The following is a 26364-nucleotide window of genomic DNA, read 5'->3' as shown; positions in this document are numbered from 1 at the left end:
CACGTCCCTGTTTACGGCTGCGACTGCGGCTGGACCGCGGCCGGATCAAGCGGCTGATATGGTTGCAGTACGGTGTCGCGCTGCTCGCCCAAGACCCAGGCGAAGCCCGAATACATCACCACCAGGCAGACGAAGGTGAACAACACCACCATCCACGCCGGCACGATGCGCACCAGGTTGCGGCGCTGATCGTTCAAGCCTTCCCAATGCGGCGACAACTCGCGCGGCACGTCGCCACGCAACTGACGGATCTGCCGGTACAAGGCGTCGCGGATGCCTTCGAGTTCGAGCATGCCGCGTGCCTGTACGCGGTACTTGCCCTCGAAACCGAGGGACAGGCACAGGTACATCAGCTCGAGCATCGGCAGGTGCTTGACCGGGTTCTTCGACAGCCGATCGAGCAACTGGAAGAACTTCTCGCCACCGAAGGTTTCGTTGTGGAAGCTGCTCAAAAGGCTCATCTGCGACCATTCGCTTTCGTTGCCCCACGGCGTGGTCACGACGGCTTCGTCGACCACGGTGCAGAGCACGTAACGCGCGGCCATCACCTGGCTGCTTTCGGCGCCGTTGTGCAGGGCGCGCACTTCAAACAGCTTGAGCCCGGCGGTCAGGCGCTCGTTGAGCGCGTACAAATCTTCGCGGGTTTCGCTGTGCTTGAGGCGCACCACTTCCGAGAGCAGTTCGGAGGACGCCGCCACCAGCGAATTGAGGCTGATGTTGAACGCTTCGGCCGGGCGCAGGCGCGCGGCGTAGATCATCCGTTCTTCCAGTTGCTCGAAACGCGGCGGCGCGGCGAAATCGGTCAGCGGACTCGACGCCGGGCCGTGGCCCTGACGGTCGAGCAGGACGGTTTTGTCGTCCTGGTTGTGTTCCATGTCCTTGATCATGTCGGTCAGTTCCTGATGGCCCAGAATTTCAGTTCAAGCTCGGCGAATTCGCCGGACACGTGGAACGCGAAGCCGCCGGAGCGCTCGAGTTGCGCCAGGTCTTCGGAACTGAGTTCGAGGATGAAATAGGTTTTGTTCGAGTGGAACGCGATCTGCCGTGGGGCCACGGGCAACGGTTTGACCTTGATCCCCGGCAGGTGCAGGTTGACCAGTTGGCGGATACGCTCCACCGGGCCGACCTTGAGGTGCGCCGGCAAGCGGTGGCGCAGTTCTTCGGAGTCGCAGTTGGCACTGGCCGCCAGCACGAACGAAGCCGAGCCGAGCAGTTTGTGGTCGTGCAACGGCGACACGATGATGCCGTACTGACGCGCTTGCAGGATCAGCTCGATGGCGTGCTGTTCCAGCACCATCGACAGCACCTGACGAATCGCGTCCATCAGTTTGCGGAAGCTCGCGCCCTGGTCGGCGTGCGAGTAGCGGCTGTCCAGACGCGGACGTTTGCTGTCGCCAGAGAAAGTCGCCAGGTCGCCGAGCATGGTCAACAGCGTGCGGTACAACTCTTCCGGGTGAACCTGCTCCAGCCCCAGATAGTGACGCAGCAGCAGCTCGGTGCGGTTGATCAGTTGCAGCATCATGAAGTCGCCAACCTCAGCGCCGCCGACCTTGCCGTTGGAGCGAATCCGCTCGGCAATCGTGTCACCACGGTGGTTGAGCATGCTGATGACTTCTTTCAGGCACGACAGCAGGTAGCTGGAGGCGTGGGCCTGAATGTAGGTCGGGACGAAATCCGGATCGAGGCTGATCACGCCGTCGGGCGTGGTGTCGAGCACGTCGCAGATCTTCAGTTTCACGTAGGCCTGATCGCTCTGCTGCTCGCCGAGCAACAGTTTGAAGTCCGGGCGACCACAGCTGACCTGGCTGGCGGAATCATCGCCGGCGTTGGAGTCGGCTACTTCGGCGTCGTACGCGGTATAGCGCGCGAGCACGTCGGACTGCTCCGGACGGCGCGACTCGATGTGGTTACCGGTGACCAGCGGCAGCGCCAGGTAGATCGGCGTGTTGCCGGTGTTCGGCGGCACGTCCAGCGCCAGCGGTTCGGTGTTGCCACCGAGTTCGAACAGGCTGCCGTCCGGCAGAATCCCCGAGGCGGCACTGATCACCAGTTTGCCCATGTTGAGGAACTGCAGGTCGATCTCCAGATTGAGGAAACCCCAGGTGTAACCGCCCAGCAACTGAGTGCGGGTTTTCATCTGGTGATCGTAATAGCGATCGTTGTGCTGGAAGTGCTGCGGACGCAGCAGCATGCCTTCCTGCCAAATGACTTTATGGGTATTCATGGTCAGTCATCCGCCTTGGCGAGCACTTGATTAGTGTTACGGATGCCGGTCTGGTCCAGGGTCAGATCGACTTCGGTGACTTCCAGTGGCGTGATCTGCACCGTGTGGCGCCATTGGGTTTCCGGCAAATCGCGGTAAGCGGCGAGAACGCCGACATAACTGCTGCCCTCTTCCACCTTGAGTTTCAGTTCCACGGTTTCGCCCGGGCGCAGTTCGAGTTCTTCGCTGGCCACCAGATCCGGGTTGAGGGATTCCTTGGCGCGCTCGTAAAGGCTGAAGAAGTCAGCGTTCTCGAAGGTCACCGGGTGCTTGAGTTCGAACAGGCGCACGACGATCGGCGATGGCCGCCCGTTGAGGTCCGGGTTCAACTGATCGCTGCCGGTCAGTTTCAGGTTGATCTTGGTCACTTTCGAGTACGGCGACAGCGACGAGCAACCGGCGAGCAACACCAGCACGGTGAGCGCAGTCAGCGTCTTGAAAAAAGCGGTCGAGCGGCGAGACATGCGCATCATCCTTGGTGGTCGGTGTGGAGGGTGGAGATCAGGCGGATCTGTTCTTCGTAGGCCTGGGCGAAGTCGCGGGCCAACAGGCGTTCGCTCCAGTCATCGTCCTGGCGCAGCGCCTGGTGGTAACGGCCGAACGCTCTCCAGCGCCCGCCCGACGTGGCGATCAACGGCTTGTTGTCGCGCTCGAAACGCAGGGTCAGCTGCTCCGGCGAGAAGTGCTCCAGCGTGCCGCGCACGGCGGCGCGGCTGGCGGTCAGCAAGGCCACTTGGTGCGCCTGCAAATCGCGGAACGCGCGGGAGATGGCTTGCTCGGCCGGCAGGTGGCCTGGCTTGCTTGGCTGCAACAGAATCTGCAGGGCTTCGCTCGGATCAACGGCGAATTTCAGCGGATTCTTGTTGGTGCCTTGCACGGTGGTCTGGGCCAGACGCAGTTCGTTTTTAAGCTCCGAACGGGTACGCAGACTCTGCTGCAAACCGCCGACGCTCTGACGCAACAAGCGCGCAGCGTTCAGCGCCAGGGCTTCGCGCTCGTCGTGGCTGAGGCCTTTGACGTCGACCCCCAGTGCCGCACCGAAGTGCTCCCAGAAACCTTCGCTCTGGCGCTCAACGGCTTTCGGCGCGGGCGCAGGCTCAGGCTCGACGGGGGCGCTGATCAGCTCCGGCACCATCAGGCTTTCCATGTCGATACGCGCGTAGTCGGCGCGCTGACGGCTGTCCTCGGGCGCGGTGTTCGGCGCCAGCAATTCGTCGATTTCCGAGTAGACGCGTTCTTGCTGTTCGAGCGCATTGAGCGGGTCGAGGTCGAGGAAGGCGTCATCGGGGATGATGCTGCCGGCCGCGCGCGGTCGCCCGGCTTCACCGTCGAACGCCGCCGGGTCACGCACCAGCCGAGCACGGATCTCGAAGTCGCCCAGCACGTAGGTGCTGCCGTGTTCGATGCGCACTGGCTCGCCCTTGCTCAGACGTGCGCCGCTTTCACCGTCCTGAACACCGTTGCTGCTGGTGTCCGTGAGGAAAAACACGCCTTCGCGAAAGCTGACAATCGCGTGGTGGTTGGACAGGTGACGCTTGCGGTCAGGAATGATCCAGTCGCAGTCCTCGCCCCGCCCGATCACGCCACCGGCCTGTTTGAAGGTCCGCTGGCACAGCTCGGTGGGCACGAACTGCTTGGTGTTCAGCATTTCGAAAACCAATTCCATGTTTGATGCTCCTTGCGGTCACTTGCCGCGATTGACCGCTTGCGGATCACCCAACGGGCGATAGTCGGTATCGTTGAATTTGTAATTGCCGCTACAGCCTGCAAGGCCGCATAGAACGACAAGGGTCAGCAGGACAGCGTGCCAGTGACGAACAGACATCAGAGGGTCTCCAGGGGTAGACAAAGCACAAAGCGCCGACCCTTGCGGGCGGCGCCATTATTAGCGAATTCATTGGCATGGGAGGCTCTAGATCGCAGCCTCCAGCCACTTTTTGGAGGAATGTTGATCCCCTGTGGTGAGGGGACTTGGCGAAACGTCGCACCGCCCCGCTGGGGTGCGCAGCGCCCCCAAAACCTGTGACCCGGTTTCTGCAGGGAAACCGCGTTTGCCGGACTACGACTGCTGCGCAGCCGATCGGGGATAAATCCCCTCGCCACAGGGGGTTCACTGATCACAGGGGTTTCACTGCCCACAGGGATATTGTTGGATGCAGCGATCACTTTCTGCTCAACCATCAAAGTCACCCAAATTGATATTCAGGCGACCGAGGCGATACAGCAGCGTGCGGCGTGGCAGGCCCAGTTCGCGGGCGGCGAGGGTCTGGTTGCCGTCGTTCTTGCGCAGGCAATCGAGCAGCAGGCTGCGTTCGACTTTCTCCAGGCGTTCACGCAGGTTCAGGCCACTGTTGTCGTCGGCCATCGCCTCCATGCGCAGGGAAAAATGCTCGTCCAGCAACTCGCCGCCCTCGCACAACAACACCGCGCGTTCGACCAGGCCTTTGAGTTCGCGGACGTTGCCGGGGAAGTTGTAGCCAGACAGATGCTCCAGCGCCGCATCCGACCAGCGCACCGGGTCGCGCTGCAAAAACGAACAGGCCTTTTCGGCGAAATGCCGGGCCAGTTCGAGAATGTCGCTTTCACGGTGACGCAGCGCCGGCAACTCGATCGGGAATTGCGCGAGGCGGTAGTACAAGTCCTCGCGGAATTTGCCCTCGCTGACCAGCACCGACAAATCACGGTGCGTGGCGGCGATGATGCGTACATCGATCTTGTGGGTGTCGTTGGAACCCAGCGGACGAATCTCGCCTTCTTGCAATACGCGCAGCAATTTCGCCTGCAACGACAACGGCATGTCGCCGATCTCATCGAGCAACAACGTGCCGCCATTGGCCGCGTCGAACAGCCCGGCACGGTCGCGATCGGCGCCGGTGAAGGCGCCTTTGCGGTAGCCGAACAGTTCGCTTTCCAGCAGGTTTTCCGGGAACGCCGCGCAGTTCTGCACGATGAATGCCTGGGATCGACGCGGGCCGCAATCGTGAATCGCCCGCGCCACAACTTCCTTGCCGGTGCCGGTTTCACCGCGCAGCAGCACGGTATACGGGCTGTGCAAGACCTTGCTGATCAGCGAGTAGGTCTGACGCATCGCCGCACTTTTACCGATCAGGCCATAACCGCTGACATTGGCCACACTGCGCGACGTCGGCGCGACCACATCCATCGGCTGACGCAGGCGTTGCAGCAAGTGCAACTGCCCCAGCACGAACGAGCCAAGTTGCCCGAGCGAATCGGCGAAACCCTGCAAATCGACGCGGCGATGGCTGGCGCACAGCAGCAAGCCTTCAACCGCCTTGTGCTGGTTAACCAGCGGCACGCACAGCAACGATTGCCAGGCGCGCGTGGCGGCCGGCAGGAAACTGGTTTCGTGCAGGCTGCCGCCGAGGTCGTCGAGGCACACCACGCGGTTCTGGCACAGGGCGAATTGCAGCAATTGCTCACCGTTGTAATCGGCAGGCAGGCTCGCCGCTTCACGCGGTTGCAGGGCGCCATCGAGGTACTCGGCGTTCATCCCCAGGCAGGTGTGGGTAGCGTCGAGAAGATACAGCTGCGTCAATTCGCAGCCGCTCAACTCGGCCAGCCCACGCACGAAGTCACCCAAGAGCGCAGCGCCGTCTGCCGCACGCGACAGACTGGCGAACTGCGCCAGCAACGCTTCGGCATAGACCAGCGGCTGCGGCACTTGAGTGAACATCACGCCCACCTCAGGCGAACTCGCACGTCACGCTGGCGTCGCCGTCGAGCGTGGCATGCACACGCTTGAGGCTTTCACCGGTGGCCATCGCGTCGAGCAGACGATCCGCTACCAGCGGCAGCACGTGCTGATCGAGCAAGTGATCGATCAGGCGCGCGCCGCTTTCGCTTTGCGTGCAACGCTCGGACAAATGATCGACGAGGTTCTGGCACCAGCTGAAATCCAGCTGACGACGGTTGAGGCGTTCGCCGAGACGACCGAGCTTGATCTCGATCAGTTCGCGCAGCACCGGGCCGCCGACCGGGTAGTACGGCACCACTTTCATCCGCGCCAGCAGCGCCGGTTTGAAGTGTTTACTGAGCACCGGGCGAATGGTTTCTTCGAGCACTTCGGCGGTTGGCCGCGCGCCGTTTTCACAGAGGTCGCTGATGCGGTCGCTGCCGAGGTTCGAGGTCATCAGGATCAACGTGTTGCGGAAGTCGATCTCGCGACCTTCGCCGTCGTTGGCCACGCCTTTGTCGAAGATTTGGTAGAACAGGTTGAGCACGTCAGGGTCAGCCTTCTCGACTTCATCGAGCAGCACCACCGAGTACGGCTTCTGGCGCACGGCTTCGGTGAGCATGCCGCCCTCGCCGTAACCGACGTAGCCTGGCGGTGCACCGATCAGGCGGGAAACGGTGTGCTTCTCCTGGAACTCGGACATGTTGATGGTGGTGATGAAACGATCGCCGCCGTACAGCAGGTCTGCGAGGGCCAGCGCAGTTTCGGTTTTACCGACGCCGCTCGGGCCGACCAGCAGGAACACACCGACCGGCGCATCAGGTTTGTTCAGGCCGGCAGCGGTGGCGCGCATCGAGCGATCCAGTGCGTGCACGGCTTGTTCCTGACCACGAATGCGCGCGCGCAGGTCGGTGGCGAAGCTGGCGACTTTGGCGTTGTGTTCGCGGGCCAGTTGCGCCAACGGCACACCGGTCCAGGCGCTGATCACTTCGGCAACCAGACGCGGGCACACTTCAAAGCTGACCAGACGCTCTTTGACCTGCGCGGCGGTCAGTGCGCAGTGGGTTTCGTTGAGCAGGGCTTCCAGCGCTTCGACGCTCTGGCCTTCTTCAACCTCAGCGGCAACGGTTTCGATCACGGTGCCTTCGGCGTCTTCCTCAACGGTGACCACCGGCTCCACGGCGGCCGCTTCGCGGGCCTTGGCCAGTTGCTGACGCAGTTCCAGCAGGCGCTCGGCCAAGGCTTTCTGTTCGGTCCACTGGGTTTCCAGTGCGACCATCTCGTCTTCGGCTTCGTCGAGACGCGCTTCCAGCGCATCGAGTGCTTCGTGGTCGATCAGCAAGCCAGCTTCGGCATCGCGGCGCAGGGCCTGACGCTGACGGCCACCTTCAGCCAGTTCGCCACGCAGGCGCTCAAGACTTTCCGGAGCAGCGGCGAGGCTGATGCGCACGCGGGCACAAGCGGTGTCGAGCACATCAACGGCTTTGTCCGGCAGCTGCCGACCGGCCAGATAACGCGCGGACAATTCGGCAGCGGAAACCACCGCGTCATCACGCAGGTAGATGCCGTGGCTCTTCTCGTACACCTGGGCCAGGCCACGGAGGATGGTCACCGCTTCGCTGACGGTCGGTTCGTGCAGTTGCACCGGTTGGAAACGACGGGCCAGAGCCGGGTCTTTCTCGAAGTATTTCTTGTACTCGGCCCACGTGGTGGCGGCGATGGTGCGCAGCTCGCCCCGCGCCAGTGCCGGTTTCAGCAGGTTGGCCGCGTCGGAACCGCCGGCATTGCCGCCCGCGCCGATCAAGGTGTGGGCTTCGTCGATGAACAGAATGATCGGTTTCGGCGAGGCTTTGACTTCGTCGATCACGCCTTTGAGGCGACGCTCGAACTCACCTTTGACGCTCGCGCCGGCCTGCAACAGGCCCATGTCCAGCGACAGCAGCTCGACGCCTTTGAGCACTTGCGGCACTTCACCGGCAGCGATGCGCGACGCCAGGCCTTCAACGATCGCGGTCTTACCGACACCGGCTTCACCGACCACGATCGGGTTGTTCTTGCGGCGACGGGCGAGGATGTCGACCATCTGGCGGATCGCGCCGTCACGGCACAGCACCGGGTCGAGTTTGCCGTCGCGGGCCTGTTGGGTCAGGTTGTGGGTGAAGCGCTGCAACAGCGATTCGCCCTGCGCGGCCGGTTTGCCATTGGCCGTTGGTTGCTCTTTTTGCGACAGGGCAAATTCTTTCAGGCGATCGATGTTCAGCTTGGCGAGCAGCGGCTGATAACGGCTGCCGGCGTAGCGCATCGGGTTGCGCAGCAGCGCGAGAATCAGCGCGGCGTCTTCGACCTGGGTCTGGCCCAATTCGAGGTTGGCCACCAGCAGCGCGTCTTGCAGCCACTGCACCAGTTCCGGGGCGAACACCGGGTTGCGCGAAGCGCTGTGCTCGACCCGCGATTGCAGCGCGGCGCTGAGTTCACCGGCGTCGACGTCGGCATCTTGCAACGCGCGCGTGAGCAAACCGTTCGGGCGCTCGAGCAGGCCGAGCATCAGGTCTTCGACGAGGATCTTGCTGCCGCCACGGGCGACGCAACGCTCGGCCGAACGTTCCAGATCACGACGGGTTTCGGCGTCCAGCGCCTGGATGAGTTGTTGCAGGTCTACGTTGATCATGGCTCACGTCCTTAATGAATTTTGCTGCCCAGGGTCACCACGCCGTCCGCCTTCTCGCGGCCCAGCCAACTGGTCCAGCCGAGGCGACAGGCGTTCTGCTCACCGATGCGCAGTTCGCGGATTTCTTCCTGGCGCAACACCAGGCGGATGTCGTAATCAAGCGGGTCACGCAGGGTGAACCGCACCAGCGCGCAGAGCGGCTGGTAACCGAAACCGATCGGCAGGAATTCATGGAATCGCTGCCAGTCGAGCTGGGTGATGTGGATGCGGAATTTGCCGCTGCGGTCGCGCACGTGTTCACCGAGCACGAGGTCTTCTCCGAGCATGCTGTTGGCGCGGCCCAAACGATTGCGCTGCTCGTGGAGAATCTCCACGCGGCGCTCGATGCACTGCTCGATGACCAGGTCTTCGTGCTTGAAGTAGTAACGCAGCACGGCTTCGATCAGCGCCGCCGAGTGCGCCCGCAGGCTGAGCAGACCGAGGTACGGCAGCAGGCGTTTCCAGTTGAGTTCCTTGGCCTTGCGGATCTCGTCGCCGCCCAGGCCGATCAGCGCAAACAGCTGCGACGAGAACGGGTCGAGCGCGCCACTCTGGAAGCTCGCGCGATAGCGGTACTTGCGCCAGATCGGCAGCATCAGCCGTTGCAGGCGATGGTGGAACAGGTCGAGGAAGTTGCGCGTCGGGTTGCCGTCTTCGCTGTCGCCCAGGGCTTGTTCGCCGTAGAACGCCGGCAACGGCGAACCCGAGCCCACCAGGCCAATCAGGTTGAAACGTATGCGCGCGCGCATCTGCCCGTGCTCTTCGAAAAACTCCACGCGATCGACATCGCTGCGCGGAAAGCCCAGGCTCGGGTTGGCCTGGAACTCGACCTGATCGTACAGATCGTCTTCGCTCAGGTGCGGGTGTGCTTCGCGCAGCCGGTCGATCACCAGCAGCACGGCCTGAAACAGCGAGTACTCGCGTATTACCTTGGTCAGCCCGCTTAAAGCAGGGGCTGAAGGCCCATACGTGGTGTCCATTGGTACACCTCTCCCTGTGTGCTTTTTACGCGCAGTTCATGGAATGAATTGAGACTGGCGTAAAGCGCGAAAAACTCGTTAAGAACCGAAGCGAAGACGAACAGGTCGCCCTCGCCGATGTACCCTTCCGGGTCGATGGTCAGCTCGGTGCGCAAACCGCGTACCGGCAGGCCACGGTGCAACCGATCGACGTGGTGATGCTTGATGTGCTTGAGGCCACCGAGCAGGCGTTTGCTGACCTTCTCTGCGTGCTGGTCGTAGTAGCGCGGCAAGTCGTAGGTTTCCAGAATCACCTTCAACGCATTGACGTCGGCCAGCGACAGATAGTTAAGCGACATGTTGCTGATCAGCTTCCACAGGAAGTCACGGTTCAGCGGTGGCGCGAAACTGGACGTCGCCGGGGTGATGTTGCGGAAGCTCAAGAACTCCGGCGTCTCTTCGCAAGCCATGCAGATGTCGCCAAGCTTGAGCTTGCGCGGCAGGTTCTGGTTGGTGCACATCAGCTCGATCGACAGGGTTTCGTGGGCTTCGGTGTGGCGGATGCCGAAGCTCAGGTAAGTGTCGAGGCCGTCGTGCAACAGCGACGAACGCTGGCGAATGCTGTAGTGCGGACGGCTGTTGGGCACGTCGAAACTCGGGTCGTGCTCGAACGATTCGAACGGCACGTATTCCTGATAACCGAGGCCGCCGGGCTTCCAGCCGGTCACGGTTTCCACGGAGAACACGCCGCAGTTTTCCAGATCGAATTCCGCCGGCAGCAGCAGGTATTCATCCTGCTTGCCATCGAGGCGGATCGGCAGTGCGTCGTGCGCAAACAGGTTGGCAATTGGCGTGCAAAACAGCTTCACGTTATCCAGGGTCGGGCGCATGCGCATGATGCCGCTCTTGCGAATGTCGAAGCGCAATTCGAGGCCGCGCATCTGCTTGAGCGTGTCTTCGGGCAGTGCCTTGAGGATGTCCAGGCCGTTGACGTCGACGAACAGGAATTTGTCCTGGAAGGCGAAGTATTCCTGCAGGTAGCGATAGCCACGGAAGGTGTTCAGCGGATACGGGATCAACGCTTCTTCTTCGGCAAAGCCCACCGGTTTGACCCGGTCACCGGGAATCTTGAACGCCATCGGCTTGCCGCTGACGCCATCGATCGGCTTGCCGGCGCCGTCGAGCGGGATCAATTCGATGCCTTCGAGGTTGCGCAGCAGGCTCAGGTAGAGCATCTGACTGATGTAACGCTCACCGGCAAAGTGCAGGCGCAATTTGCTCAGTTCCAGCTCACCGAGGTGGCCGTCGGCGCTCATTTCCAGGCGCAGGCTGAGCAGCGAGCCGTCGCCCTTCACCGAGTAGTTCAGCGCGGCCAGATCCAGCGGCAACACTTCGGTCGGGTAGCAGGTGCGGAAGCGGCAGCGCACGTCTTCGATCGGCACGCTTTCAATCGGCGTATCGCGCTCGACCTTCAACGCCGGCCCCGAACGCTTCAACGGATCGAACTGCAGAATGCTGAAAGCCGGCAGCGGCCGCATGTAGTTCGGCCACAGCAGTTGCATCAGCGAATGGCTGAGCTCAGGCAGTTCGTCATCGAGCTTCTGGCGCAGCCGCCCGGTGAGGAAGGCAAAGCCTTCGAGCAAGCGCTCGACGTCCGGATCGCGCCCGGCCTGCCCCAGATACGGCGCCAACGCAGGACTACGCTCGGCGAAACGGCGACCGAGTTGGCGCAGAGCGGTGAGTTCGCTTTGGTAGTAATGGTTAAACGACACGGGTTACCTGCCTGGTAATGGAACTCATCAAAAAAATATCCTGTAGAGCGCGACCGTTACGCCGGCGCAGAAATAACCGGCGATTAGCACGTACGGTATGAGCATGATCCAGGCGAAGGACATGTAAGCATCCGAAAACGGCCCGGCAATCAGACTGCACAGGCCATAAATCACCCATGGCACGCCGTAAAAAAGCACGAATTTCAAAGGTGCCATCCAAACCATCCGCACTGCTTGTTGCTCGGTTCGACGCTTGGCGCCACGCGACATCCACAGCGAAAACCCCAACAGCCCGGGAATGCCCCACCACAACGGGTACTGCCAATAGGTCTGGGCTGAGTCGTGCGTCGAATAAGCGCCAGTCGACAGGTCATAGGAAGAAATCGCCAGCACTGCCAACGTTGGCCACCACAAGGCCCCCATGAAAAAACCCAGTTGCGCGCGACTGAGCACGTTCTGTGGCGCCGTCATGCTGGAGGCAACGAGGCGTAGTAACCGCCGCTAATTTCGATGGCAACCAGCGAAATCAGGACCATGAACATCAACGCCCGATGCAGCCATGACTGACGCAGGCGCTTGCTGATCGCCGTGACAATCAGCAGAAAACTCAAGATCGCGATGCCGCCGAACAGATCGCTGTCGGCGATGAAGGCCAGGTACATGCGCATCTCGTCAGACACGGCAATCATGGGCAAAACACTCCGTCCTTGAGAGTCCAGCTGCGCTGCAAGCCATCGCTCTCACGTTTGACGGAGTGCAAGGCCTGGCGCATTTCATCGGCAGTGACCAGACGCGTGCGTTCAGGCCCTTTGATGCTGAGCGAATAGCGGCAGCTGACTTGCCCATCGACGTCTTCACCGTACGACCGGTAGCTGGCCACGCTGACGCGCTCGCCCGGTGCAACCATTTGCGGCTCGATCGGCGGCAGCCAGTTGGTCGAATTCTGTGATTGCACTTGCAGCGGTACGCCGCAGCTGTTGACCAGATAAATGTCGTTCATATAAACCAGCTGCGTCGTGCAGCCCGTCAACAACAGGCCGGCCAGGGCCGCCAGCGACATCATGCAAGCGAGGAACTTCATTGGACGAGCCCTCCTTTGCTCGGGGTAATCGGCACGTACGAATCGATGAAGAGGTATTCGCTGTCCGCACCGCCGACACGATTCATCGTCAACGGCTTGCCGTCAGGGGTAGCGAAGCGCGTCCAGCCTTCGGTGACCAGACTGCCGCCCTCTGCACGCACCTGGACGAAATAGTCCGGCGGTGTCGAGCGGGTGATCTCGATGAAGTAGCCACCGTCCTCCGCACCGCGCCATACCGCATCGGGGTACGCGGGCAACACCGGCTTCGCATTATCACGACTCGACCCGACCCAGAACATCACGGCGGCGATGACGGCCAACGCACCGATCAGGCTCAGCAGATGATTGAGCCATTTCCATACCCGCAGCCACGCGATCATGGTGTGCACCATGTGCGCACGTCGCGCTTGTCGAAGCCCGCACACTGATTGTTTTTGGCGATCAGGCGGTAAGCGGTTTCAGGGGTGTAGGTGAAGGAGTAGTAATTTACCCGATCCTCACCGTAGAGCCAGTAAGACGTGGAACCTTGATTGATTTCGTAAGGTTCAAAGGTCCAGATCGACGACTGCGCCGGGATGAAGTTGCTCCGCTCCATCAGCAACATCACGGCGTTGGAAACCAACGGAGTGGCAAACATCGCCAGCACCAATAGCAGCGCCGTCAGCCCGAGAAAAAGTCGGCGCTTGGCGAAGGCGAGCAACGTGTTCAAACGGGTCATCAGGCGCATTGCTGTACCCCGCCGTCGTCGTGACCTTGAGTGTCGCGATACGACACGGCCGAATCATTGGCCTTTGTGGCATCCGCGTAAATCCCCAGCGCCAGCAAAACGGTGCATACGCACACGCCGATCAACGCCGTGATCAGCAGCAGAAGCGGCGTTGCCCGACGGCTGTGGATCGCTGGCGATTTCACCTGCGCCTGCCCGCGCAAGCGCGCGTAGGCCTTGTCGATGGCACCGGTCAGCAAAATGGCGGCAATCGTCAGGCCACCCGTGAGTGCGCAATACGCCAGGCCGCGGACGGGATACTGCGGCAGCAGGTAAAACAAAATCGCCAGCATCATGAAAATCACCAGGCCAAACTGGAGGGCCTGGCGCCGGATGAAGACCAGAATCAAATTCACAGCAACGAAAAAGTAGAAAATCAGGTACATCGCCATGCCGATGGCGACGCCACGCGAAGTCAACCCGCCGACCAGCTGTTTGTAGGCAGCCACGGCATAGCCGTTCATGAGGATATAAATCACGCAGGCCAACGCATGCACGGCCAGACCGATGACTCGACGGCTATTCATGCGCAACCCCGGCCATGGCTTTTTCGGCACGCAGAATCTGCGTTTGCTGAAGGTGTGCGAGGCGACCGGATCGGGTCATGCCACCCCCTCCTGCACAGGACCGGCAGGCAACGTGCGCCGCGTCAGCAAGCGGATTTGCCAACGCAGTTCAATGACCTGCGTGAGCAGAATCGCCAGCAACGTGACGCCACCTTGGGCCACGGTGTAGAACAGCGCACGCAACGGGTTGTGGGGCACCATCATGAACAAAATCCAGGCAACCATCAGCGCGAGCAAACCGAGCTTGGCCCACAGGCCGGGGAGAACGGCGGCCAATACATTCACCCCGAAAAAAATATAAATGAACGTGTAATGCGCGATACCGATGCCCACGCCACGGGTGGTGAAGCCGCCATTGAAGGCTTTATAGGCATCGACCACAGCGTCGTTCAGGAACGTGTATGCAACACATCCTGCGACGTGGAAAACCAGGCACATGGCAACGCGGACGTAGGTGTTCATTCCGAGTTCATGTTCCCAGAGAAAATCAGAGACAAAAGCACCATTAGTTAGGTATCACTTCATAGGCTGTGTTACTGACGAAAAAATTCGCCCAACTTTCTTTCCAGTTTGGAAGGGACAATACGAAAACTCGGCGAGACTTATCGAAGTCAACCCAGGTAATCCCCACGACTTTTTCATCCTCATAAGGCCGCATGTCCAATGAGGTTTTTGACATCAGGGGTGTACGGTATATATGCCCGGGCTGCTTAAGATCGATAAATCGGAGATAGATCAGATTGGACGACACCAGTATCGGACCCGCTCTGACCACGTCGACTTTATAGCTACCAGACTTGCTGACATTCGATACATATGCTTCACGATCAAACACATCGGCGACCAGAACAAAAAAGCCGATAGCCACGCTTACTCCGAGCGCAAGAAAAACCCGCGACAGCTTCGCCGCCGAACGACCCGCCACCGACGCCAAGGTCACACCCCTGAACTCATCATGTAATACACCCCGACGGCAAACATCAGCGGGATAGCCATCACACACAGAAAATTCAGCACTTGATGAATTCTATTGTTGCGAAACTTCGGAAACAGTCCCAGTGGGTGCCGTGGCCGGGGAGCGGGCAAGCAGTGGGGTCGGATACGCGTGCGGCGGGTTTTCCTGACATTGAGCTCTCCTTAATGGGCCTTGGCGTGATGACTGTTCATTGATTAACCACACACTGGAATATTCCAGCCCTCGTAACCTGACACCGTCGGATAGATCGCGTGAGACCCTGCCCACTGCGAGCGTTCATCGGTGGTGAATTCGTTCTGCCACAGCAGCCATTCCGACGACTTCAACAAGGTGCCGTCTTTGGCATACACGCGGAAAAACGCTTCGCTGGTGAACATCTTCGCAATGCTTCCCGCGACGCCAAGCGCCGAATACTGCGGAATGTAGGACTGGATGTAGCAAGTACCGGCGTCGTTCCAAGCCGTGGAGTACTCGTGAGCAAGCCGCGCGGCCTCCGTTTTCACGTAACAGGCGGCTGCCACCAAGGCAACAACAGCCGCGGCAAGCAACAGCAACGCCCTACGCCCCCACTTCACCACCGAAGAAAAACTCACGACGCTTCCTGCCAACGTCGCGAGATCTGCCGTTCGACCATCCAGCGAACGCTCAAGGCCAACAGACTCATGACACTGGTCAGGGCGCTGTAAACCACGGCTCTTACCGGGTTGTCCGGCAGGAAATAGAGCAGGATCACGCTCACCATCAACGCGATCGACACCAGTTTTGCCGAAAGCCCGGGAATAAAAAAAACAGCCGCATTGACCACAATAAAAAAATAAAACGTCAGCTCGGCCGTGATGCCAATCCCGACACCTCGATCCGTAAAACCACCCATGTGCGCTTTATAAAAAACAACAGCAAAATCATGGACGACCACGTACAGCGCACCGACCAGCAGGTAGACCGACAGACCTGCAATGACTTTTCTCAACGGCATTGTGGAATGATCCAGCTTTCCCAGCCCTCAGAGCCCGGATATAGAATCATCTCGCCGTGAAACTCCGGGGCAACACCTGGATTGCCTTCCATCAGGAGAACGCGCGCGGATGTTCTGGTGGAGCGTGCAGCAGGCTTGCCAGACATCGGGGTTCTCCTTAGTTGACTTTCACTTGACCGCTGCCATCCAGGCGCGCGGAAAAACTGACCTGACGCTTGAATCCTTCAACTTCCAGCAGGCCTTCGATGCTGAAGGCCAGGCGCAGTTGGTCGTGATCACGCGGCAGGGAAATGACACGCACGTTGCTCAGGCGCGGCTCGTAGGCTTCGATGAAGCTTTCGATGGCCAGGCGGGCCTGACTCAAGGAGTCGTGCAGGCTCAGGCGCATGTCATTGAGATCGGGCAACCCGTAGTCGGCCAGCGTTTGCACGCTGCCGGCCCGGGTGCTGAGCATTTTGGCCAGATGGGCAGCCACTGACGCCATGGCACAAGCCTCAAGGCTGTTGCCCTTGCGTAGTTGCGCGTCGCCGTTGAGGCGTTCGAACAGGCTGCCGTATCCGTCCATGAGTCGCTCTTACTCTTTGTCCAGCTTGCCAACCAGCGACAGGGTGAAATCGGCACCCATGTACTTGAAGTGCGGACGCACGTTCAAGCTCACGCGGTACCAGCCTGGCTCGCCTTCAACGTCGCTGACGATGATTTGCGCAGCGCGCAGCGGACGACGGCCACGTACTTCGGCGCTTGGGTTTTCCTGGTCGGCGACGTACTGACGGATCCACTTGTTGAGTTCCAGCTCGAGGTCGGTACGTTCTTTCCACGAACCGAGTTGCTCGCGCTGCAGCACTTTCAAGTAGTGAGCCAGGCGGTTGACGATCATCATGTACGGCAGTTGGGTGCCGAGCTTGTAGTTCAGCTCTGCCGCCTTGCCTTCTGCGCTGATGCCGAAGAACTTCGGCTTCTGCACCGAGCTGGCGGAGAAGAACGCCGCGTTGTCGGAGCCTTTACGCATGGTCAGGGAGATGAAGCCTTCCTCGGCCAGTTCGTATTCACGACGGTCGGAAACCAGAACCTCGGTAGGGATCTTGGTTTCGATTTCGCCCATGCTTTCGAAGTGGTGCAACGGCAGGTCTTCAACCGCGCCACCGCTCTGCGGGCCGATGATGTTCGGGCACCAGCGGAATTTGGCGAAGCTGTCGGTCAGCTTGGTGCCGAACGCGTAAGCGGTGTTGCCCCACAGGTAGTGCTCGTGGCTGTTGGCAACGGTTTCCTTGTACACGAACGATTTGACCGGGTTTTCTTCCGGATCGTACGGGTTACGCAGCAGGAAACGTGGCACGGTCAGGCCAACATAACGGGAGTCTTCCGAGGTACGGAAGCTCTGCCATTTGGCGAATTGCGGGCCTTCGAAGTGGTCTTTCAGATCTTTCAGATCCGGCAGGCCGGTGAAGCTTTCCAGACCGAAGAATTTCGGGCCGGCAGCCGCGATGAACGGCGCGTGGGACATGCACGAAACGCTGGCCACGTACTGCATCAGCTTGACGTCTGGCGAGCTCGGCGACATGTAGTAGTTAGCGATGATCGCGCCTACCGGCTGACCACCGAACTGGCCGTATTCAGCGGTGTAGATGTGCTTGTACAGGCCCGACTGCATGACTTCCGGCGAATCTTCGAAATCGTCCAGTAGGTCTTCTTTCGAGACGTTGAGGATTTCGATTTTGATGTTTTCGCGGAAGTTGGTGCGGTCGACCAGCAACTGCAGACCACGCCACGACGATTCCAGAGCCTGGAAATCCGGGTGGTGGAGGATCTCGTCCATCTGACGGCTGAGCTTGGCATCGATCTCGGCGATCATGCGGTCAACCATGGCTTTCTTGACCGGCTCACCGTTGTTCTGCGGCTTGAGCAGTTCTTCGATGAACGCCGACACACCGCGCTTGGCGATGTCGTAGGCTTCGTCGTCCGGAGTCAGACGGGTTTCGGCGATGATGCTGTCGAGAATGCTGTACTCGCCGTTGCCGGCGCTCTTCTCTTGTGCTGCGCTAGTGCTCATTGTGTTGGCTTCCTTGGCTGGAGTCTCAGGCGTCCGGGGCTGCGGCGTTCAGGCCCAGCTCACCGAGTACGCGACCGCGGGATTCGTCGTCGGCGAGCACGCCTTCGATCGCTTTACGGAACGCAGGTGCGTTACCCAGCGGGCCTTTGAGGGCCACCAGCGCATCGCGCAGTTCCATCAGTTTTTTCAGCTCAGGCACTTGCTCGACCAGGCTGGCCGGGTTGAAGTCCTTCATCGAATTGACGCGCAGTTGCACAGCCAGCTCGTCGGCCTCGCCATCTTCCTGCAGACGGTTCGGCACGCTCAGCGTCAGACCCAGTTCTTGCTTGGCCAACACTTCGTCGAAGGTCATCTTGTCGATGCTGATCGGCTTGCGATCTTCGATTTTGCGATCGTCCTTGCGGTGGGTGTAGTCACCGATTGCCAGCAGCTTCAGCGGCAGTTCAATCTCTTCCTGAGCACCGCCGGTGGCGGGTTTGAAGGTGACGTTGATGCGTTCCTTGGGGGCTACCGAGCCTTCTTTGGCCATGGCTTTTCTCCTTGCGGTTGTGGCCCTGGGGCCTATTCGAGTACCACTTCGAGATCGAGGTGGCACAGCCTGCGATAAATCTCTTCCTTGCGTTCACGTACGGCATGGTTCTGCGGCAACAACTCGCAGCAACTGTGCAGCAGGTGCAGCACTTCCAATGCAAGATCGGGCTCCCAGGCATGCAGGCCTGAGTCCAGTAATGTCTGATCGAGGGTTTCCAGCTGGTTCTTGGCCAGTTCGTATTTCTTGGCCATGAAGCACAGGCGCGCGAGGGCGAACTGCCAGAAGAAGCGTTCGCGGCCGCCATGGGCCGACTGCAAGCCTTGCTTGAGCGTCTGCACGGCCGGCTTCAGGCCTTCCTTGCGCAGCAGCGGCAGAACTTCTTCGAGGGCCTTTTCCCAGGCCGGCTGGGTTTCGACGTTTTCGCTTTCGACCTTGCGCGGCGCGCTGGCGCTTTGCAGGTGCGGCATGACGTTGGCGGCGATCCACGCCCGGGTGGACGGATCGGCAAACGGCGCGCCGTCATGGAAGCGCAACTCGACAATGCCGGGCAGGCGCTGAATCAAAAGCGCGAAGTGGATTTCCACTTCGCGCATGGCCAGCTCGGCGTTGAGGTTCTGGAGACATTCCCAGACCATCCTCTGGCCATCGAACCAGAACGGCGCCTTCGCCAGGCTCGCCTCCAGTTCCACCAGCAGATCGGCGTATTTGCCCTGATCGAAACGATCCTGATAGAGCTTGAGCTTTTCCAGGGGCAGGCCGCGCAGCACGGTGATCTGCTCGGCGTTGCGCTCAGGCACCGCGTCGATGGTCATCCACAGCAGCGTGCGATTCAGGCGCAGGGCGCGCAGGTCGGTGGCTTTCTGCTTGAGCCACCAGGCGCACAGCGGACGGGCGCTGTCCTGCTGGGCGCGCAGGGCTTTGTGCGCCTCGCGCTCGTTGTCGATCGGTGCGCCGGGCGCGAGCAACTGGCTGGCGGCCTGCTTGACCTGCGCCACCGCCGCGCCCACGACGCCGGGGGCCGGCTGGTTGTCGGCCGCGCGCTGGATCATGGTTTTCAGGCGACGGGAGATCGGCAGCAGCAGCGGCGAATCATCGCCCAAGTGCTCGGCACACGCGGCTTCGAGGCCGGACAGGTGCTCGGAGAGCTGCCGGAACATCGGCAACTGCTCTTTGATCGCAATGTTTTCGGTGATGACCTGCTCGAGACGCGGCACCAGCCAGCCAATGGCGGCGGCACGGGTGCGGGCTTTGAGCGGATGAACGTCGGCCCAGTTGTTTTCCGACAGATGGTGCAGCAGACCGAGGCCGGCCAGCAGCCCGGGGAAGGATTCGCGCTGGTACAGCGACCACGTCAGCCAGGCGCCGACACGCAGATCCTTGGATTGGGTACGCAGCAGATTTTCGCTATTTTCGCGGATTTTCAGCCAGTCGATCTGCCCGCTTTCGTGCATCGACGAGGCTTTGGCCAGCTCACTTTCCAGGGCCTCGAATTCGCTCGAAAAGCGTACGTCTTCGCCCGCAAAATTCTCTTTGGAAACAGAGACTTTGGCGAGTTCGAGGTAATGGGCGGAAAGTTTGCTTGAGTAGGACATCCATGGCCTTTAATTGGATTACAGTCGTGCGCCTATTGGAGTTTCAGCGGCGCGGGACAGTATCGAAGAGCAGTGACGCGACTCATCCAATTGAGTGTGTGCTCTATCAAGTGCGCGCATCGTAATCACTATGATGGCCACTAGCAAGCATCTGGTTAAACAACAAGACGAAGTGTTCATTGCTGCTTGTAGGAGATCGCCCTATATGTGACAGGGGAATCCCTGATATCGATTTATATTTGCCCTGATCGCTACGCTCGGCCGTAACCATTGAGCTAGAGCGGCCCGATGAGGGAGGTCGGGGCACTTCGAACATCCGTACCAAAACGTATGTGAAAGCATGCCTGCACTTGCAGGAAATAGAAGTAGGAATTTTCCTAGAAATGCTGGTCATCTATCAACCCGTTGCCGGCGACAACAGGCAAAAGCAAAAGTGCCATCAATTTGATAGCATTTTTGTTTTTCGCTAAACTTTTGTTTCCACCCGGTAATAAACCGCGAACTGTTGCGATTATCCGCAAAACTTCTTTGAAAGTTTTCTCTGACAGCTGTCGGGTAATGTTCTTACTTCAATTTGTTTCCACGCCAATAGCGTCGCCGTCAGGGAAAGTCATTATATTGTCACCCGCCATCATCAACTGATGGCACTCATCATTGATATGGACATTGCACATGGACGACAACAGAAGGCCCATCAAGACGCGGTCGGCGGGCTGGGCGAAGTACATCACTCAACGATTGGTCAACAGCGACATCTCCCCCAACCAGATCTCCGTGGTCAGCATCGTTTTTGCCTTGTTCGGCGCCATAGCGCTCAACATCGACAATGGCGCGGCGGGTGCGATCTGTTGCGCGGTGGCGATTCAATTGCGCCTGTTGTGCAATCTGTTCGACGGCATGGTGGCCATTGAAGGTGGCAAGCAATCCGCCATCGGCAGTCTCTACAACGAGTTCCCGGATCGGCTCGCGGACAGCCTGCTGATCGTCGGGCTCGGTTACGCCATCGGCCAGTCCGATCTCGGCTGGTTTGCCGCGCTGGCCGCTGCGCTGACCGCTTATGTCCGGGTGTTCGGCGGTTCGCTGGGGCTGGCGCAGAGTTTCATCGGGCCGATGGCCAAACAGCATCGAATGGCAGTGATGACCCTGAGTTTGCTGTTGAACGCCGTCGAAGCCAGCCTTTATGCCACGCATTACACCCTGCTGATCGCGCTGATCATTATCGCCATCGGTTCCGCCGCCACGTGCGTTACGCGCACGCTGGCTATCGCCAGGCAATTGAAGGGGAATCACCATGTGGATCAGTAATGCGCTGATTTCGCTGCTGCGCTTCTTGATCGGTGTGACCGCGCGCTGGGAGAGTCCACCGGATCTGTCGCGCCAGCGCATCTACTTCGCCAACCACACCAGCCACATGGACACCCTGGCGATTATTGCCGCATTGCCACCGGAGGCGCGAATCGACGTAAAACCGGTGGCCGCCGCCGATTACTGGGGCAAGAACCGCTTTCTCCGGTACATCTCGCAAAAAGGCCTGAATGCCGTGTTGATCGAGCGTAACCCGGCCCCGGGCGTCAACGTGCTGGAACCGATTTTCGACGTGGTCCGCGCGGGCCATTCGATCATTATTTTCCCCGAGGGCACCCGCTCTACCCAAGCGCTGCCCGCTGAATTCAAATCCGGCCTGTATCGTCTGGCCGAGTCATTCCCTGACGTCGATCTGGTGCCGATCTACCTGGAAAACCTGCACCGCTCGATGCCTAAAGGCAAACACGTACCGCTGCCGATCATTTGTACGATCCGCATCGGCGACCCGCTGCCAAGAATTGCCGGAGAAGAAAAACAAGTGTTTCTGGAACGGGCGCGTGACGCCATCGTGAGGTTGTCTAAATGAGTCTGGAAACCAAATTCCTCTGGTTCTTCGCCGCCATCGCCGGGTTGCTGGCGATCGCTTCGTCGATCGGTTACGTGCTGGCCCGACGGGCAAAAAGCGAGAGTTCGATAGCGACCATCGAGAACCTCAACCAACGGGTGAATGCCTGGTGGGGGATGGTCATCATCTTCTTCGTCTCGTGGCTGCTGGGACCTAACGCAACGGTAGTGCTGTTTGCGTTTATCTCGCTGTTCGCGCTGCGTGAGTTCATCACCCTGGCGCCCACCGCACGCGGTGACCACAACGCGCTGTTTTCGGCGTTTTTCATCCTGATCCCGCTGCAATACCTGTTGATCGGTATGCACTGGTACTCGATGTTCACCTTGCTGGTGCCGGTGTATGCCTTCCTGTTGCTGCCGGCGATTGCCGTGCTGAGCCAGGACACCGAGGGTTTCCTTGAGCGTACGGCGAAGATTCAGTGGGGCGTGATGATCTGCCTCTACTGCATCAGCCACGCCCCGGCGCTGTTGCTTCTGGACCTGCGAGGTTTCCAGGGCCAGAACGCCTTGCTGCTGTTCTATCTGGTGTTTGTGGTACAGATGAGCGATGTGCTGCAGTACGTGTTCGGCAAGCTGTTCGGCAAACACAAAGTCGCACCGCTGGTGAGCCCGTCGAAAACCGTCGAGGGCCTGGTCGGCGGTGGCTTGAGCGCTACGCTGATTGGCGGCTGCATGTTCTGGATGACGCCATTCAACTTCTGGCAATCATTGCTGATGTCGCTGGTGATCGTGGTGATGGGCTTCCTCGGCGGCCTGGTGATGTCGGCCATCAAGCGCAGCCTGAGCGCGAAAGACTGGGGCACGATGATCAAGGGCCACGGCGGCATGCTGGATCGGATGGACTCGATCTGCTTCGCCGCACCGATCTTCTTCCACCTGACCCGGTACTTCTTCTCGGCCTGACCCGAGCAAGATCATCAGGCATAAAAAATGGGCATCCGACCGCAATCGGTATGCCCATTTTTTTATGCCGCGCGCCCCGCTACTCGGGGGCGATCGCCGCCCTTATGGATTGACGCTGTCTTTCAACGATTTGCCTGGCTTGAACGCAACGGTGTTGCTGGCCTTGATTTTCACCGGCTCGCCGGTTTGCGGGTTTTTGCCGGTACGGGCGCCGCGGTGGCGTTGCAGGAAGGTGCCGAAGCCTACCAGCGTCACGCTGTCCTTGCGGTGCAGAGCGCCGGTGATTTCTTCGAGAACGGCGTTGAGCACGCGGTTGGCCTGCTCTTTGGTCAGATCTGCTTTTTCAGCGATTGCAGCGGCGAGTTCTGGTTTACGCATTAGTGAAGCCCCTTTGACGGTTTTTTGTTGTTATGTCCGTGCTGTTCTCGTTGGAACAGCGCCCAAGGCGCCGCAGGCTCTACTCTGCGGCAGACGGGAGTGAGAATGGCACGCGGACAAGGCCTGCGCCAGTCTCACTACGACCTTTGTGGGGGCAAAAGCGGGGTGATTCCGACAGAACGACCGGTATTTACGCCAGCAAGGCCGGAAGCTGTTTGTTCAGGGCAAGTTTTTCCATCACCGCCGCCCCGGTCAGCGCGTAACCGAGCAACTGGCCGTCGGCGCCGTGGCACAGCGCCTTGATGTCGGCGCCCTGCCCTTCAACGCTCCAGACGCCTTCGCTACCGCGTGGCGGCGGCGAAACCACCAGTGGGCACACCGGGGTTTTCACGGTGATCGGCATCGGGCCATAGTTCACCGCAGTCGGGTTGCCTGCCAGGGTTTGTGCCAGCGCTCGCGCACAGCTCATGAGGGGCATCACGTACAGAAGATTCAGCCCATCGACCTCGGCGCAATCGCCCAGGGCGTAGATATTGGCGTGGGAAGTCTTCAAATGACGATCAACCACGACGCCGCGATTGACCTGTACACCAGCCGCGGCCGCCAGATCGATGCGCGGACGCAGGCCGATCGCCGAGACCACCACATCGCAGGCAATGACCTGGCCATCGGACAGGTGTGCTTCGAGACCATCGGCGACTTTCTGTAGACGGGTCAGCACCGGACCGAGGTGGAATTTCGCCCCGAGGCTTTCCAGCCCGGCCTGTACCGCTGCCGCCGCAGCCGGGTGCAGCAAGGTCGGCATGACCTGCTCGCAGGGTGCGACCAATTGCACTTCGTAGCCGCCGAGGATCAGGTCGTTGGCAAACTCGCAGCCAATCAAACCGGCACCGAGCAGCAACACCCGGCGCTTGCCGGCCGCGGCGGTGCGGAAGCGTGCGTAGTCTTCGAGATCGTTGATCGGGAACACCAGATCGCTGGCGTCGCCCTCGATCGGTACGCGCACGGTTTCCGCGCCCCAGGCAAGAATCAGGTCGCGATAGGGCACGGCTTCTTCGCCAATCCACAGGCGCTTGTGGCCGGCGTCGATGCCGCTGATGCGCGTGTGGGTACGCACTTCGGCCTTCAACTGCTCGGCCATGGCGCCGGGTTCAGCCATGCTCAGGCCGTCGGCGTCCTTGTTCTTGCCGAAGCCGGTGGAGAGCATCGGCTTGGAGTAAGAGCGACCGTCATCGGCAGTGATCAACAGCAGCGGGGTTTCGCTGTCGAGTTTGCGAAACTCGCGGGCCAGGTTATAGCCCGCCAGGCCGGTGCCGATGATGACGACAGGTGCGCTCATGCCTTACTCCTTTGGATTTACTTAGTTGATTTCGATCATTTCGAAGTCCATCTTGCCGACGCCGCAGTCCGGGCACAGCCAGTCTTCCGGCACGTCCTGCCACAGGGTGCCCGGCGCAATGCCGTCATCCGGCCAGCCGTCGGCTTCGTTGTAGATCAGGCCGCAGACCACACATTGCCACTTTTTCATTCAGGTACTTCCTCAGGGTTCAGGCTTATTGCCGGCGCGGACGGTCGATGGGTAGTGCGCTGCCATCCGGCTCAGGGCGTTTTGTACTGATGGAGCCGGGCAGATGCAAGCCTGTTCGGCGCAACGGCGCCCCGGATCGCTCAATATCGCAGCCTGCCATGGTAAGCTCGCCGCCTCATTTGCGGCCAATAATGACTCATTGTGCAACAGACTAATCCCGCCCCGGCCCCGCTCTGGCTGACTCAAAGCCGACTGACGCCCCTCCCCGATTCGTTGACCCTCGACTGGCTGTTCGACGAAGGCTCGCTGACCCGCCGACTCACACGTTTGTCCAACGATGGCTTCAGCGTGACGCCATTGTTCGAAGGCTGGGACACCCTGCGCGCCGATGAATGTACGGCGCTGGATCTGGCCGACGGCAGCGAAGGCTGGGTGCGCGAGGTGTATTTGCGCGGCCATGGCGAGGCTTGGGTGTTTGCCCGCAGCGTCGCCTCGCGCGCCGCGTTGCAGGGCGACGGTTTGCACATGGACGAACTCGGCAGTCGCTCGCTGGGCGAATTGCTGTTTAGTGATCAGGCCTTCCAGCGCCGCGCCCTCGAAGTGTGTCACTACCCTGAAGAATGGCTGCCGACCGCCGCGAAAGCGCCTGCACTGTGGGGCCGTCGTTCGCGTTTCGACCGGGGCGCACTGAGCGTGCTGGTCGCGGAAATCTTCCTGCCGAGCCTGTGGCGCGCTGCCCGCGCCCATCCGGAGAATTGCTGATGTATCAGAGCCTGCTCAAGTCCCTGAACCGTTTGAACCCGCGCGCCTGGGATTTCATTCAGTTGACCCGCATGGACAAGCCGATCGGCATTTACCTGCTGCTGTGGCCAACGCTGTGGGCGCTATGGATTGCCGGCAAAGGTTCGCCGTCGCTGGCCAACGTGGTGATTTTTGTCCTCGGCGTGATCCTGACCCGCGCCGGCGGCTGCGTGATCAACGACTGGGCCGATCGCAAGGTCGACGGCCACGTCAAACGCACCGCGCAACGGCCATTGGCTGCGGGCAGAATCAGTTCGAAAGAAGCGCTGGTGTTCTTTGCGCTGTTAATGGGCGTGAGTTTTCTGCTGGTGCTGTGTACCAATGCGCCGACCATTTGGTTGTCGCTGGGTGGTCTGGCGCTGGCCTTCACCTATCCGTTCATGAAGCGCTACACCTATTACCCGCAAGTGGTGCTGGGCGCGGCGTTCTCGTGGGGTATGCCGATGGCCTTCACTGCCGAGACTGGCGAGCTGCCGGCGGCGGCGTGGTTGCTATGGATCGCCAACCTGCTGTGGACGGTGGGTTATGACACGTATTACGCGATGACCGATCGTGATGATGATTTGAAGATCGGCGTGAAGTCGACCGCGATTCTGTTTGGTGAAGCGGATCGGGTGATCATCCTCAGTTTGCAGGCGCTGTCGCTGGGCTGCCTGTTGCTGGCGGGATCGAAGTTCGAGCTGGGCGTCTGGTTCCATCTCGGCTTGCTGGTGGCTGCCGGGTGTTATGCGTGGGAGTTCTGGTATACGCGGGATCGCGACCGGATGCGCTGCTTCAAAGCGTTTTTGCACAACCACTGGGCCGGATTGGCGATTTTCGTCGGGATCGTGCTGGATTACGCACTGCGCTGACTGAAAAGATCGCAGCCTGCGGCAGCTCCTACAGGGCGTA

General features: G+C 60.2%; 31 protein-coding genes. 5 read left to right on the top strand and 26 right to left on the bottom strand.

The window, feature by feature from the left end; translation table 11 throughout:
• Positions 1–11: 11 nt before the first annotated feature.
• The 23 genes from icmH to tssA form a co-directional block, all read right to left on the bottom strand.
• Positions 12–887 (bottom strand): type IVB secretion system protein IcmH/DotU, encoded by an 876-nt coding sequence (gene icmH / locus EJA70_RS30730; protein ID WP_008078709.1) that lies wholly within the window; start codon positions 885–887, stop codon positions 12–14.
• A 5-nt stretch (positions 888–892) separates the two neighbouring features.
• Positions 893–2224 (bottom strand): type VI secretion system baseplate subunit TssK, encoded by a 1332-nt coding sequence (tssK, locus tag EJA70_RS30725; protein WP_008078710.1) that lies wholly within the window; start codon positions 2222–2224, stop codon positions 893–895.
• Positions 2225–2226: 2 nt separating this feature from the next.
• Positions 2227–2727 carry a type VI secretion system lipoprotein TssJ gene (tssJ, locus tag EJA70_RS30720; RefSeq protein ID WP_008078712.1) on the bottom strand — a complete coding sequence of 167 codons (501 nt, stop codon included), beginning with the start codon at positions 2725–2727 and terminating at the stop codon, positions 2227–2229.
• A 5-nt stretch (positions 2728–2732) separates the two neighbouring features.
• Entirely contained in the window at positions 2733–3929 is a 1197-nt protein-coding gene (gene tagH / locus EJA70_RS30715) for a type VI secretion system-associated FHA domain protein TagH (protein WP_008078713.1), read from the bottom strand.
• A gap of 18 nt (positions 3930–3947) precedes the next feature.
• Positions 3948–4088 (bottom strand): hypothetical protein, encoded by a 141-nt coding sequence (locus tag EJA70_RS30710; RefSeq protein WP_008078714.1) that lies wholly within the window; start codon positions 4086–4088, stop codon positions 3948–3950.
• A gap of 348 nt (positions 4089–4436) precedes the next feature.
• Positions 4437–5957: a sigma-54-dependent Fis family transcriptional regulator gene (locus tag EJA70_RS30700; RefSeq protein WP_008078716.1), complete on the bottom strand. Its 1521-nt coding sequence runs from the start codon at positions 5955–5957 to the stop codon at positions 4437–4439.
• A gap of 10 nt (positions 5958–5967) precedes the next feature.
• Entirely contained in the window at positions 5968–8625 is a 2658-nt protein-coding gene (tssH, locus tag EJA70_RS30695; protein ID WP_158836359.1) for a type VI secretion system ATPase TssH, read from the bottom strand.
• An 11-nt stretch (positions 8626–8636) separates the two neighbouring features.
• The gene (gene tssG, locus EJA70_RS30690; protein ID WP_158836357.1) at positions 8637–9644 is read right to left on the bottom strand and encodes a type VI secretion system baseplate subunit TssG; all 1008 of its coding nucleotides are present in this window, start codon (positions 9642–9644) and stop codon (positions 8637–8639) included.
• Positions 9608–11395, bottom strand: a complete 1788-nt coding sequence (gene tssF / locus EJA70_RS30685) for a type VI secretion system baseplate subunit TssF (protein ID WP_158836355.1) — start codon at positions 11393–11395, stop codon at positions 9608–9610. Before tssF ends, tssG begins: the two co-directional genes overlap by 37 nt.
• A 27-nt stretch (positions 11396–11422) precedes the next feature.
• Positions 11423–11866: a hypothetical protein gene (locus EJA70_RS30680; RefSeq protein WP_158836353.1), complete on the bottom strand. Its 444-nt coding sequence runs from the start codon at positions 11864–11866 to the stop codon at positions 11423–11425.
• Complete coding sequence (locus EJA70_RS30675) at positions 11863–12084, bottom strand: hypothetical protein (RefSeq protein ID WP_008078730.1); 222 nt, start codon at positions 12082–12084, stop codon at positions 11863–11865. Before EJA70_RS30675 ends, EJA70_RS30680 begins: the two co-directional genes overlap by 4 nt.
• Positions 12081–12476, bottom strand: coding sequence for a hypothetical protein (locus tag EJA70_RS30670; protein ID WP_052178201.1), 396 nt, complete (start codon positions 12474–12476; stop codon positions 12081–12083). The genes EJA70_RS30675 and EJA70_RS30670 overlap by 4 nt, the downstream gene beginning before the upstream one ends.
• On the bottom strand, positions 12473–12856 hold the full coding sequence (locus EJA70_RS30665; RefSeq protein WP_008078734.1) for a hypothetical protein: 384 nt from the start codon (positions 12854–12856) through the stop codon (positions 12473–12475). The genes EJA70_RS30670 and EJA70_RS30665 overlap by 4 nt, the downstream gene beginning before the upstream one ends.
• Positions 12853–13203, bottom strand: a complete 351-nt coding sequence (locus EJA70_RS30660; protein WP_158836351.1) for a hypothetical protein — start codon at positions 13201–13203, stop codon at positions 12853–12855. The genes EJA70_RS30665 and EJA70_RS30660 overlap by 4 nt, the downstream gene beginning before the upstream one ends.
• Positions 13194–13769: a hypothetical protein gene (locus EJA70_RS31250; RefSeq protein ID WP_008078738.1), complete on the bottom strand. Its 576-nt coding sequence runs from the start codon at positions 13767–13769 to the stop codon at positions 13194–13196. Before EJA70_RS31250 ends, EJA70_RS30660 begins: the two co-directional genes overlap by 10 nt.
• Positions 13770–13844: 75 nt before the next feature.
• Entirely contained in the window at positions 13845–14270 is a 426-nt protein-coding gene (locus EJA70_RS30650; RefSeq protein WP_158836349.1) for a hypothetical protein, read from the bottom strand.
• A 43-nt stretch (positions 14271–14313) separates the two neighbouring features.
• The gene (locus EJA70_RS30645) at positions 14314–14748 is read right to left on the bottom strand and encodes a hypothetical protein (protein WP_158836347.1); all 435 of its coding nucleotides are present in this window, start codon (positions 14746–14748) and stop codon (positions 14314–14316) included.
• Between the two features lie 230 nt (positions 14749–14978).
• Positions 14979–15377 (bottom strand): hypothetical protein, encoded by a 399-nt coding sequence (locus EJA70_RS30640; protein ID WP_158836346.1) that lies wholly within the window; start codon positions 15375–15377, stop codon positions 14979–14981.
• Complete coding sequence (locus tag EJA70_RS30635) at positions 15374–15760, bottom strand: hypothetical protein (RefSeq protein ID WP_158836344.1); 387 nt, start codon at positions 15758–15760, stop codon at positions 15374–15376. Before EJA70_RS30635 ends, EJA70_RS30640 begins: the two co-directional genes overlap by 4 nt.
• A 157-nt stretch (positions 15761–15917) precedes the next feature.
• Positions 15918–16325, bottom strand: a complete 408-nt coding sequence (gene tssE / locus EJA70_RS30630) for a type VI secretion system baseplate subunit TssE (RefSeq protein WP_008078744.1) — start codon at positions 16323–16325, stop codon at positions 15918–15920.
• A gap of 9 nt (positions 16326–16334) precedes the next feature.
• The gene (gene tssC / locus EJA70_RS30625; RefSeq protein WP_158836342.1) at positions 16335–17810 is read right to left on the bottom strand and encodes a type VI secretion system contractile sheath large subunit; all 1476 of its coding nucleotides are present in this window, start codon (positions 17808–17810) and stop codon (positions 16335–16337) included.
• Positions 17811–17835: 25 nt separating this feature from the next.
• Entirely contained in the window at positions 17836–18339 is a 504-nt protein-coding gene (gene tssB / locus EJA70_RS30620; RefSeq protein ID WP_003229587.1) for a type VI secretion system contractile sheath small subunit, read from the bottom strand.
• 32 nt (positions 18340–18371) lie between these two features.
• A complete protein-coding gene (gene tssA, locus EJA70_RS30615) occupies positions 18372–19934 on the bottom strand; it encodes a type VI secretion system protein TssA (RefSeq protein WP_008078749.1) in 1563 nt (520 codons plus the stop codon).
• A 672-nt stretch (positions 19935–20606) separates the two neighbouring features.
• On the opposite strand from tssA, the gene EJA70_RS30610 reads away from it, so the two are divergent.
• Genes EJA70_RS30610 through EJA70_RS30600 form a run of 3 tightly spaced genes read left to right on the top strand, consistent with a single transcriptional unit; the run spans position 20607 to position 22766 of the window.
• Positions 20607–21239 (top strand): CDP-alcohol phosphatidyltransferase family protein, encoded by a 633-nt coding sequence (locus tag EJA70_RS30610; protein ID WP_158836340.1) that lies wholly within the window; start codon positions 20607–20609, stop codon positions 21237–21239.
• On the top strand, positions 21226–21825 hold the full coding sequence (locus EJA70_RS30605; protein ID WP_158836338.1) for a 1-acyl-sn-glycerol-3-phosphate acyltransferase: 600 nt from the start codon (positions 21226–21228) through the stop codon (positions 21823–21825). Before EJA70_RS30610 ends, EJA70_RS30605 begins: the two co-directional genes overlap by 14 nt.
• Positions 21822–22766 (top strand): phosphatidate cytidylyltransferase, encoded by a 945-nt coding sequence (locus EJA70_RS30600; RefSeq protein ID WP_158836336.1) that lies wholly within the window; start codon positions 21822–21824, stop codon positions 22764–22766. The genes EJA70_RS30605 and EJA70_RS30600 overlap by 4 nt, the downstream gene beginning before the upstream one ends.
• Positions 22767–22868: 102 nt before the next feature.
• Here EJA70_RS30600 and EJA70_RS30595 read toward each other — a convergent pair whose 3' ends face one another.
• From EJA70_RS30595 to EJA70_RS30585, 3 genes are all read right to left on the bottom strand, one after another.
• Positions 22869–23144, bottom strand: a complete 276-nt coding sequence (locus EJA70_RS30595) for an HU family DNA-binding protein (protein ID WP_003213368.1) — start codon at positions 23142–23144, stop codon at positions 22869–22871.
• 190 nt (positions 23145–23334) lie between these two features.
• Positions 23335–24483, bottom strand: coding sequence for an NAD(P)/FAD-dependent oxidoreductase (locus EJA70_RS30590; protein ID WP_008078758.1), 1149 nt, complete (start codon positions 24481–24483; stop codon positions 23335–23337).
• Positions 24484–24504: 21 nt separating this feature from the next.
• A complete protein-coding gene (locus EJA70_RS30585; RefSeq protein ID WP_007954349.1) occupies positions 24505–24672 on the bottom strand; it encodes a rubredoxin in 168 nt (55 codons plus the stop codon).
• A 201-nt stretch (positions 24673–24873) separates the two neighbouring features.
• Between EJA70_RS30585 and EJA70_RS30580 the strand changes: the two genes are divergently transcribed.
• Together EJA70_RS30580 and ubiA are read left to right on the top strand one after the other, a co-directional pair.
• Positions 24874–25434, top strand: coding sequence for a chorismate lyase (locus tag EJA70_RS30580; RefSeq protein WP_158836334.1), 561 nt, complete (start codon positions 24874–24876; stop codon positions 25432–25434).
• Positions 25434–26324: a 4-hydroxybenzoate octaprenyltransferase gene (gene ubiA / locus EJA70_RS30575; protein WP_158836332.1), complete on the top strand. Its 891-nt coding sequence runs from the start codon at positions 25434–25436 to the stop codon at positions 26322–26324. The genes EJA70_RS30580 and ubiA overlap by 1 nt, the downstream gene beginning before the upstream one ends.
• Positions 26325–26364 lie beyond the last annotated feature (40 nt).

The organism is Pseudomonas sp. PB103 (genome assembly GCF_009764635.1).
Taxonomy (GTDB): domain Bacteria; phylum Pseudomonadota; class Gammaproteobacteria; order Pseudomonadales; family Pseudomonadaceae; genus Aquipseudomonas.
This window is presented reverse-complemented; position numbering and strand designations above follow the sequence as displayed.

Bases quoted from the DNA above. Each gene is read 5' to 3' on its own strand.
- icmH (WP_008078709.1), bottom strand. From the start codon at position 887: ATGATCAAGGACATGGAACACAACCAGGACGACAAAACCGTCCTGCTC.
- tssK (WP_008078710.1), bottom strand. From the start codon at position 2,224: ATGAATACCCATAAAGTCATTTGGCAGGAAGGCATGCTGCTGCGTCCG.
- tssJ (WP_008078712.1), bottom strand. From the start codon at position 2,727: ATGTCTCGCCGCTCGACCGCTTTTTTCAAGACGCTGACTGCGCTCACC.
- tagH (WP_008078713.1), bottom strand. From the start codon at position 3,929: ATGGAATTGGTTTTCGAAATGCTGAACACCAAGCAGTTCGTGCCCACC.
- EJA70_RS30710 (WP_008078714.1), bottom strand. From the start codon at position 4,088: ATGTCTGTTCGTCACTGGCACGCTGTCCTGCTGACCCTTGTCGTTCTA.
- EJA70_RS30700 (WP_008078716.1), bottom strand. From the start codon at position 5,957: ATGTTCACTCAAGTGCCGCAGCCGCTGGTCTATGCCGAAGCGTTGCTG.
- tssH (WP_158836359.1), bottom strand. From the start codon at position 8,625: ATGATCAACGTAGACCTGCAACAACTCATCCAGGCGCTGGACGCCGAA.
- tssG (WP_158836357.1), bottom strand. From the start codon at position 9,644: ATGGACACCACGTATGGGCCTTCAGCCCCTGCTTTAAGCGGGCTGACC.
- EJA70_RS30680 (WP_158836353.1), bottom strand. From the start codon at position 11,866: ATGACGGCGCCACAGAACGTGCTCAGTCGCGCGCAACTGGGTTTTTTC.
- EJA70_RS30675 (WP_008078730.1), bottom strand. From the start codon at position 12,084: ATGATTGCCGTGTCTGACGAGATGCGCATGTACCTGGCCTTCATCGCC.
- EJA70_RS30670 (WP_052178201.1), bottom strand. From the start codon at position 12,476: ATGAAGTTCCTCGCTTGCATGATGTCGCTGGCGGCCCTGGCCGGCCTG.
- EJA70_RS30665 (WP_008078734.1), bottom strand. From the start codon at position 12,856: ATGATCGCGTGGCTGCGGGTATGGAAATGGCTCAATCATCTGCTGAGC.
- EJA70_RS30660 (WP_158836351.1), bottom strand. From the start codon at position 13,203: ATGCGCCTGATGACCCGTTTGAACACGTTGCTCGCCTTCGCCAAGCGC.
- EJA70_RS31250 (WP_008078738.1), bottom strand. From the start codon at position 13,769: ATGAATAGCCGTCGAGTCATCGGTCTGGCCGTGCATGCGTTGGCCTGC.
- EJA70_RS30650 (WP_158836349.1), bottom strand. From the start codon at position 14,270: ATGAACACCTACGTCCGCGTTGCCATGTGCCTGGTTTTCCACGTCGCA.
- EJA70_RS30635 (WP_158836344.1), bottom strand. From the start codon at position 15,760: ATGCCGTTGAGAAAAGTCATTGCAGGTCTGTCGGTCTACCTGCTGGTC.
- tssE (WP_008078744.1), bottom strand. From the start codon at position 16,325: ATGGACGGATACGGCAGCCTGTTCGAACGCCTCAACGGCGACGCGCAA.
- tssC (WP_158836342.1), bottom strand. From the start codon at position 17,810: ATGAGCACTAGCGCAGCACAAGAGAAGAGCGCCGGCAACGGCGAGTAC.
- tssB (WP_003229587.1), bottom strand. From the start codon at position 18,339: ATGGCCAAAGAAGGCTCGGTAGCCCCCAAGGAACGCATCAACGTCACC.
- tssA (WP_008078749.1), bottom strand. From the start codon at position 19,934: ATGTCCTACTCAAGCAAACTTTCCGCCCATTACCTCGAACTCGCCAAA.
- EJA70_RS30610 (WP_158836340.1), top strand. From the start codon at position 20,607: ATGGACGACAACAGAAGGCCCATCAAGACGCGGTCGGCGGGCTGGGCG.
- EJA70_RS30605 (WP_158836338.1), top strand. From the start codon at position 21,226: ATGTGGATCAGTAATGCGCTGATTTCGCTGCTGCGCTTCTTGATCGGT.
- EJA70_RS30600 (WP_158836336.1), top strand. From the start codon at position 21,822: ATGAGTCTGGAAACCAAATTCCTCTGGTTCTTCGCCGCCATCGCCGGG.
- EJA70_RS30595 (WP_003213368.1), bottom strand. From the start codon at position 23,144: ATGCGTAAACCAGAACTCGCCGCTGCAATCGCTGAAAAAGCAGATCTG.
- EJA70_RS30590 (WP_008078758.1), bottom strand. From the start codon at position 24,483: ATGAGCGCACCTGTCGTCATCATCGGCACCGGCCTGGCGGGCTATAAC.
- EJA70_RS30585 (WP_007954349.1), bottom strand. From the start codon at position 24,672: ATGAAAAAGTGGCAATGTGTGGTCTGCGGCCTGATCTACAACGAAGCC.
- ubiA (WP_158836332.1), top strand. From the start codon at position 25,434: ATGTATCAGAGCCTGCTCAAGTCCCTGAACCGTTTGAACCCGCGCGCC.